This is a genomic window from Polaromonas sp., assembly GCF_030689685.1.
GTDB lineage: Bacteria > Pseudomonadota > Gammaproteobacteria > Burkholderiales > Burkholderiaceae_C > Polaromonas.
Map to the genome: position 1 here is coordinate 87,298 of NZ_JAUYEY010000030.1, position 7,130 is coordinate 94,427.

The following is a 7,130-nucleotide window of genomic DNA, read 5'->3' on the forward strand; positions in this document are numbered from 1 at the left end:
GTATGCTTATTACACGTCTTGTGCTCAAAAATTGGCGTAACTTCCGCAATTTGGACATCCCTTTTCGGGAGGTTTCTTTCTTGCTGGGGCCCAACGCCTCAGGCAAATCGAACATCCTTGATGTATTTCGATTTTTGCGTGATGTAAGCAAAACTCAGGGTGGCGGGCTGCAAAAGGCTGTCGCCGATAGGGGCGGCATGACCAAGCTGCGCTGTCTTCACGCTCGACAAGATCCTGGAGTGCAAATTGAGGTCACCTTGTCGGAAACTGCAGATGGCTTACCGTTGTGGCGGTATATCTTGGGTTTTGAAGGAAAGGGTTCGAAGGAAGTCCTCATTTCGAAAGAGCAGGTATGGCAAGCCGGAAAGCTATTGATTGATCGTCCTACTAAGGAGGATAAAAGCGATCCGATGCTGTTAACCCAAACGCACTTGGAGCAAATTCAAACGAATACCAAGTTTCGCGAACTTGTCGAATTTTTCGGTGCAACCACCTACCTTCATCTGGTTCCTCAACTCTTGAAGTTCGCCGACAAAATAGGTGGACAGCGACTAGAGGACGATCCTTTTGGACAAGGTTTTCTTGAGCGCTTAGCCAAGACGCCCGAAAAAACTCGTAATGCCCGGCTGAGAAAGATCGAGATTGCATTGGCACTGGCAGTGCCGCAATTTAAACAACTCGACTTTAGAACCGATGTTCTTGGACACCCGCACTTGCACGCGAAATATGAACATCATCGACCTAATGCCGGATGGCAGTCAGAGGAGCATTTTTCGGATGGTACCTTGCGGTTACTGGGCTTGCTTTGGGCTCTACAGGAAGGAAGCTCATTACTTCTTCTTGAAGAGCCCGAAATTTCCTTGAATGACGCCATCGTCAAAGAGATACCTTTGATGCTGAATCGCCTTCAACGTACAAAGAAGGTTCGCCGCCAGGTTATTTTGAGCACCCACAGCGAAGCGCTACTAAGCAACCCGGGGATTGACGGCCGAGGTGTCATATTGCTCGAAACCAGCAAAGATGGCTCCACAGCGCGAACCGTGACCTCCGACGAGTCGCTTGATATCAAAGCGGGCCTGAGTGTGGCAGATGTCGTGCTTCCCAAGACCCGCCCAACAACTGTGAATCAGCTGGGATTGTGGCAATGACATTTGTTGCTCTCGCTACAGAGGATGAACTGAGCGAGGCGGTGGGCAAGCGTCTTTTGATCGATGCGGGCTATAAACTTGAGCCAGCGCCATTGCTTCGCAGAAACGGGGCCGGTTACCTGCGCTCCAAGATGGATAGTTGGTGCGAGATGGTCAAAAGAAAACCCGTTTTCTTGTTAACGGACCTTGATAGAACGGTCTGTCCAGCTGAATTACGCGCGGCTTGGATTGGCAATCGCAAGCCATCTGAAAATCTTGTTGTGCGTGTTGCAGTACGGGAGATTGAGGCTTGGATCTTGGCAGATCATCAAGCTTTGAAAACTATTGTAGGAAGCCGTGGATCGCTTCCAGTGGACCCAGACTCGCTCCCAGATCCGAAGCAGTATTTTCTCCGGCTTATCGCGAAGCAAGCGCGCCGGGAAATTCGGGAAGAATTGGTCGCAGATGCCGGAGCGATCACAAGCCAAGGCATAGGCTACAACGCGCGGCTTAGCCATTTAGTTTCCACGGTATGGAGTCCAGAACGTGCGGCCCTCCGATCAAAAAGTCTACAAAGAGCCCGAATTCGTCTCCGTGAATTGGTTCACCGTATGCCTCTAAATTAGGATTAGAAAATGAACGCAAGATGGATTGAAGAGAACTCTGCAGTTTCAGCGACTTCCTCTGAAAAAAGCAAAATCGAGCGTGAAGAACACAAGCTCGAAAAACGCCTGTGCCGCGAAGTCGGTCGCGCGATTGTGGACTTCAACATGATTGAAGAAGGCGACAAGGTCATGGTTTGCGTGTCGGGTGGCAAGGACAGCTACGCCATGCTGGACATCCTGCTCAAGCTGCAAAAGCGTGCACCCATCAACTTTGAACTGATTGCCGTCAACCTGGACCAGAAGCAGCCCGGTTTTCCGGATCACATCCTGCCGCAATACCTGGAAACGCTGGGCGTGCCTTTTCACATCGAAACCCAGGACACCTACAGCATCGTCAAACGCGTGATCCCCGAGGGCAAGACCATGTGTTCGCTGTGCTCGCGCCTGCGCCGCGGCATTTTGTACCGTGTGGCCGAAGAGCTGGGTGCGACCAAGATTGCGCTGGGCCACCACCGCGACGACATGTTGCAGACCTTTTTTCTGAACATGTTTTTCGCCTCGCGCCTCAAGGGCATGCCACCCAAGCTGGTCAGCGACACCGGCAAACATGTGGTGATCCGGCCCATGGCCTACGTGACCGAAAAAGACCTGATCAAATGGGCCCAGGTGCGCGACTTCCCGATCATTCCGTGCACACTGTGCGGCAGCCAGCAGAACCTGCAGCGTGTGCAGGTGGGCAACATGCTGCGCGAGTGGGACAAGAAGTTTCCCGGCCGCCTGGAGAACATGTTCAGCTCGCTGCAGAACGTGGTGCCCTCGCACCTGATGGACGGCAAGCAACACGACTTCAAGGGCCTGCGCAGCACCGGCATGCCGGAACCGGAGGGTGACAAGGCCTTTGACGAGGAAGAATTTTCTACGCCGGTGCGGCCCGGTCTGGCCGTGGTGGCGCTTCAGTAATTTCAAGGCAATTGTGCCTGGAGGCCTTATGAAACAAGCGCTGACAGCTATTGTTTTAGGAGCATCACTGATTGGCCTGTTGGGCGGCTGCGCCAGTTCGCGGCTGGTCAACAGCGATGTCACGAGTTTTGCCCGCTGGGTGCCCACGCCACCGGCGCCGGGCGCCAGCTACCGTTTCGAGCGCCTGCCCTCGCAGCAACCACCCGATGCGCGTCAGCCGGCGCTTGAAGGCCTGGCCCAGGCCGCCCTGGCCAAAGTGGGGCTACAGCACAATCCGCAGGTGGCCGCTTTCAGCGTGCAGGTCAGCGCCACCACCCAGCCCATGCTGCGCCCGCGCTGGGACGGCTACGGTTATCCCTATGGCGGCGGCTCCAGCATCTTTATCGGGAGCGGCATTGGCGGGGGCGGCGGCAGCGTTGGTTTTGGTTTTGGCATTCCGATCGGTGGCGGCATGGAGCCAGCGCTGTACCGGCGTGACGTGACCCTGGTGATCCGCGAACTGCGCGGCAACACCGCCGTCTATGAAACCCGCGCCTTCAGTGAAGACCCCTGGGCCGACGACGGGCCGGTGATTGCCACCATGCTGGACGCCGCCCTGCGCAACTTCCCGGTCCCGCCCGTCGGAACGCGTCGGATCAGTATCGAAATACCCCGGTAGATGTTGGCCCCCACGTTAAAGATGTCGACCCCCACGCTTGTCGCTTCGCGTGCCTACGGCGGTACGCTGCCCCTTGCACGAAGAAGAGGGGCGCTGCGCCTGCGGCCCGGCAGAGCCGGTTCTGCGGCGCTGGCTGGTTTGGAGAGGGTTCCTGCGCTTCTTGATCGACGGCATTTCGAGAGACTACGCAGTGAGTGAAGCGGCACGCGTGCTGGCGATCCGCCATGGCGAAACCACCTGGAATGTGGACACGCGCATCCAGGGCCAGCTTGACATCGCCCTCAACGACACCGGGCGCTGGCAGGCCGGTCGGCTGGCGCAGGCCCTTGTCGGCGAGCCCATCACTGCCATTTACGCGAGCGACCTCGGACGCGCTTTTGAAACCGCGCAGCATGTCGGCCGCGCCACCGGCGTGCTGGTGACACCCGAGCCTGGCCTGCGCGAGCGGCATTTCGGCGAGTTCCAGGGCAAAACCTTTGCCGACATTGAAACCGCTTTGCCCGAGCAGGCCATGTTGTGGCGCACGCGTGATCCGGACTTTGCGCCCAGCGGCGGAGAGTCGCTCAAGCAGTTGCGCGAACGTGTCGTCAGCACCGCGCAGCTTCTCGCCGCGCAGCATCCGGGTGAGCTGATCGTGATGGTCGGCCATGGCGGCGTACTCGATGTGCTTTACCGCGCCGCGACAAGGCTGGAGCTGCAGGCGCCGCGCACCTGGGCCCTCGGCAACGCGGCCATCAACCGCCTGCTGTGGACACCCGACGGCTTCACCCTGGTCGGCTGGGCCGATACCCAGCACCTCGACGTTGACGTCGATGCCAAACCCCTGGACGAAACGAGCACCTGATGTATTTGCTGTCTGACATCCTCGGCCGCCCCGCAGCCGACATCGATACGCCCGCGCTGGTGATCGACCTCGACGCGATGGAGCGCAACCTCGCAGCCATGGCGACCTTTGCTGCGCAACATGGCGTCAAACTGCGGCCCCACGCCAAGATGCACAAAAGCGCCACCCTGGCCAAGCTGCAGATGGCCCATGGCGCAGTTGGTGTCTGCGTGCAAAAAACATCGGAAGCCGAAGCACTGGCCGCGCTGGGCGTGAGCAACATCTACATCAGCAACGAGGTGGTCTCGCCCTTCAAGCTCAAACGCTTGGTGGCGCTGGCGCGGGAACTCGAAGCGCTGGGCGGACAACTGGCGATCGCGGTGGACAGCCTGGAAGGCCTGCAGCGGCTGGCAAAAGCGGTGCACGGACAGCACTGCGTGATTCGCGTCTTCATTGAGATTGATGTCGGCCACGGCCGCTGCGGCCTGGCGCCGGGCGACGCCGCCGTGCCGCTGGCGGCGGAGATCGCCAGGCATGCCGCGTTGCAGCTCGGCGGCCTGCAGGCCTACCACGGCCGCGCCCAGCATTTCCGCACGGTGGCCGAGCGGCGAGAAGGCATCGCCCAGGTCATCGCCCATGTGCAGGCGACACAAGCGGCGCTGCAGGCGGCAGGTTTTGAGGTGCCGCTGGTGACAGGCGCGGGCACCGGCACCTTCTCGCTGGAAGCGGCCAGCGGCGTCTACGGCGAGTTGCAAGCCGGCTCCTACCTGTTCATGGACCGCGATTACGCGAGCAACGAACACGACCCGGCGCAGCCGTCCTTTGAACACGCGCTGTTTGTTAAAAGCCAGGTCATGAGTCGCTGCACCGACCATGCGGTGGTGGACGCCGGCCACAAAAGCCATGCCATCGACTCCGGCCTGCCGGCGGTGCACGGCCTCGCGCTGGACTACGCCAACGGCGGCGACGAACACGGCATCCTGCGCGGCGCAGTGCTGCCGGCCATCGGCGAAACGGTGTGGCTGATTCCCGGCCACTGCGACCCGACGGTCAACCTGCACGAGCACCTGCTCGGTGTGCGCGGTGGCCTGCAACACGGCAAGGTCGAACAAATCATCAGGGTGGATGCCAGAGGCGCGCTGACCTGATACGGTCAGCGCCGGATGGGGCCTCGCGGCCAAGACTGGCCTCTTTGTCCAGTTGTGCCATGCAAGGGGAACTGGGTATGCGCAAGCGGACGCGTAGCGGTCCGATGGAATGACCCCTTATGCAGCCAATTCAACCAGTTCAGCTTGGCTGGAGGGCGGGGGTACTGGCTGACCGTCTTCAATCAGTCCCTGAACGTGAAACTCCATCGCTTCATGGATAAGCCGAGTAACTTCGGTACGGGATTCACCCACAGCGATGCAACCAGGTAGATCGGGCACATAGGCACCAAAGCTTGACGGGCCTTTTTCAACAATCACCAGATATTGCATTTCACAACCTCATTTTTTCAAACCTGCTTGCTTGAGCACGCTGTTCAAGGCTCCAGGCGGCACATCAACACTGGGCTTTCCCGATACCGTCACTGTGCCAGATTTGGAAGGATGATGAAACTGCCGATGGCTGCCTTTTTGGCGCACCAACTGCCAACCGTCGGTTTGAATCATCACCAAAAGCTCTTTGATTTTGACCGGCATGAGCCGATCATCTCATAGCTGACGCGGCGCGCTGACCTGAGTCAGGGGGCTCTGGCGAGCACCACCTCCCACAAAGCCTTTGACTTGATGTACTTGCGCGTCACGAAGTGCTCAAGCGACAGGCGCCGCCAACCGGTGGCCAACAGCAGTTCGATCGCAGTTTCGTCAAAGAAACGCTTGGGCTCTCCGTTCACCAGATAGAAATTGGGCTCAATCTCCTGGTGGCCGCTGGCCCCGAAGTGATGGTCTTCAGTGGAGTTCAGGCGGCACAACAACAAGCCACCCGGGCGCAACACCTCCCGCACACGCTGGACAATTGACTGGGTCTCTTCCCAGCTGAAGTAATGCAGGGAAAGACTCGCCACCACCAGCCCGGCCTGCTGCGCTTCAAGCGGGAAAGGGTCCCGGATGTCCCTGCGCGTGACCGTCGCAGAAGGCACCCGCGCCTTCGCCACCGCAACCGCCGCCCGCGAGAGGTCAAAGGCGGTGACACGCAGGCCGGCACCGGCAAGTACGGCTGTATCGTCACCATGCCCGCAGCCAATCTCCAGCACCGGTCCTTCACCGGCATGGGTGACGGCCAACGGTAGCCAGCGCTTGAGCCAGGGGTCAGAAAACATGGTGGAGGCAGACGTCTTTCGTGATGCAGGTCGCGGGATAACCAATACCTGGATTATCCGGAGGGAAAATGCACAAAAGCACTCTGCGCCCTTCATCAGGGTCCATGCCATTGCGCACTGTATGCATTACCAGTAATATTGGGGCCAATTATGGCAAAAGACTCTCGAATCGAATGGACGCACCATACATTCAACCCTTGGTGGGGCTGCGTAAAGGTTTCTGCGGCCTGCGATAACTGCTACGCCGAAACTTGGGCTAAACGCTTGGGTGAAAACGTTTGGGGCGTCAACACAGAGCGCCGATTTTTTAGTGAGACCCACTGGAAAGAACCCTTGAAGTGGGATTCTGAAGCGCGCGATGAAGGTATAAGGCGCCGCGTTTTCTGCGCATCTATGGGTGATGTATTTGAGAAAAATCCAGCACTCGTTCCGCACCGCAAACGATTAGCGTTTATCTGCCGCGCTGCAATGCTGATTGAAACCATGAACACCTCCCGCGGCAGATAAACGCTAATCGTTGAACTAAACCGCTACGCGGTGGCGGGTCCGCACAGGCCACCACCGCGTTTTTGTTGAGGGGTGGCTTGCGTTCGGGGAGTCTGAGGAGAAACCTTCAAGCTGGGGAATATTCCCCGGTTTTGAAGGAGACTTGTCA

The 7,130-nt window shown here is 58.6% G+C and carries 9 protein-coding genes and 1 pseudogene; 7 read left to right on the forward strand and 3 right to left on the reverse strand.

Annotated features, from left to right (window positions below; genetic code table 11):
- Positions 1-2: 2 nt before the first annotated feature.
- From Q8O29_RS08305 to Q8O29_RS08330, 6 genes are all read left to right on the forward strand, one after another.
- Positions 3-1,148, forward strand: coding sequence for an AAA family ATPase (locus Q8O29_RS08305; protein WP_305561716.1), 1,146 nt, complete (start codon positions 3-5; stop codon positions 1,146-1,148).
- Positions 1,145-1,753: a hypothetical protein gene (locus Q8O29_RS08310; RefSeq protein WP_305561718.1), complete on the forward strand. Its 609-nt coding sequence runs from the start codon at positions 1,145-1,147 to the stop codon at positions 1,751-1,753. Before Q8O29_RS08305 ends, Q8O29_RS08310 begins: the two co-directional genes overlap by 4 nt.
- Before the next feature lie 9 nt (positions 1,754-1,762).
- Positions 1,763-2,692: a tRNA 2-thiocytidine(32) synthetase TtcA gene (gene ttcA / locus Q8O29_RS08315; RefSeq protein ID WP_305561720.1), complete on the forward strand. Its 930-nt coding sequence runs from the start codon at positions 1,763-1,765 to the stop codon at positions 2,690-2,692.
- Positions 2,693-2,720: 28 nt separating this feature from the next.
- Positions 2,721-3,350, forward strand: a complete 630-nt coding sequence (locus Q8O29_RS08320; protein ID WP_305561722.1) for a DUF4136 domain-containing protein — start codon at positions 2,721-2,723, stop codon at positions 3,348-3,350.
- A 190-nt stretch (positions 3,351-3,540) separates the two neighbouring features.
- Positions 3,541-4,194 carry a histidine phosphatase family protein gene (locus Q8O29_RS08325; RefSeq protein WP_305561739.1) on the forward strand — a complete coding sequence of 218 codons (654 nt, stop codon included), beginning with the start codon at positions 3,541-3,543 and terminating at the stop codon, positions 4,192-4,194.
- Positions 4,194-5,321, forward strand: a complete 1,128-nt coding sequence (locus tag Q8O29_RS08330; protein ID WP_305561724.1) for a DSD1 family PLP-dependent enzyme — start codon at positions 4,194-4,196, stop codon at positions 5,319-5,321. Before Q8O29_RS08325 ends, Q8O29_RS08330 begins: the two co-directional genes overlap by 1 nt.
- A 117-nt stretch (positions 5,322-5,438) precedes the next feature.
- Here the strand turns inward: Q8O29_RS08330 and Q8O29_RS08335 are convergent, their stop codons facing one another.
- From Q8O29_RS08335 to Q8O29_RS08345, 3 genes are read right to left on the reverse strand one after another with little or no spacing between them, the layout of a single operon-like run.
- Positions 5,439-5,651, reverse strand: a complete 213-nt coding sequence (locus tag Q8O29_RS08335; RefSeq protein WP_305561726.1) for a type II toxin-antitoxin system HicB family antitoxin — start codon at positions 5,649-5,651, stop codon at positions 5,439-5,441.
- Positions 5,652-5,660: 9 nt separating this feature from the next.
- The gene (locus Q8O29_RS08340) at positions 5,661-5,855 is read right to left on the reverse strand and encodes a type II toxin-antitoxin system HicA family toxin (protein ID WP_305561728.1); all 195 of its coding nucleotides are present in this window, start codon (positions 5,853-5,855) and stop codon (positions 5,661-5,663) included.
- Positions 5,856-5,896: 41 nt separating this feature from the next.
- Positions 5,897-6,475 (reverse strand): class I SAM-dependent methyltransferase, encoded by a 579-nt coding sequence (locus Q8O29_RS08345; RefSeq protein ID WP_305561730.1) that lies wholly within the window; start codon positions 6,473-6,475, stop codon positions 5,897-5,899.
- Between the two features lie 150 nt (positions 6,476-6,625).
- Here Q8O29_RS08345 and Q8O29_RS08350 point away from each other — a divergent pair.
- Positions 6,626-6,922: pseudogene (locus tag Q8O29_RS08350) on the forward strand (DUF5131 family protein); the annotation flags it as partial.
- Between the last annotated feature and the right edge of the window lie 208 nt (positions 6,923-7,130).

Coding starts and splice junctions, on each gene's coding strand:
- Q8O29_RS08305 (WP_305561716.1), top strand. CDS start 3: ATGCTTATTACACGTCTTGTGCTCAAAAATTGGCGTAACTTCCGCAAT.
- Q8O29_RS08340 (WP_305561728.1), bottom strand. CDS start 5,855: ATGCCGGTCAAAATCAAAGAGCTTTTGGTGATGATTCAAACCGACGGT.
- ttcA (WP_305561720.1), top strand. CDS start 1,763: ATGAACGCAAGATGGATTGAAGAGAACTCTGCAGTTTCAGCGACTTCC.
- Q8O29_RS08310 (WP_305561718.1), top strand. CDS start 1,145: ATGACATTTGTTGCTCTCGCTACAGAGGATGAACTGAGCGAGGCGGTG.
- Q8O29_RS08335 (WP_305561726.1), bottom strand. CDS start 5,651: ATGCAATATCTGGTGATTGTTGAAAAAGGCCCGTCAAGCTTTGGTGCC.
- Q8O29_RS08330 (WP_305561724.1), top strand. CDS start 4,194: ATGTATTTGCTGTCTGACATCCTCGGCCGCCCCGCAGCCGACATCGAT.
- Q8O29_RS08320 (WP_305561722.1), top strand. CDS start 2,721: ATGAAACAAGCGCTGACAGCTATTGTTTTAGGAGCATCACTGATTGGC.
- Q8O29_RS08345 (WP_305561730.1), bottom strand. CDS start 6,475: ATGTTTTCTGACCCCTGGCTCAAGCGCTGGCTACCGTTGGCCGTCACC.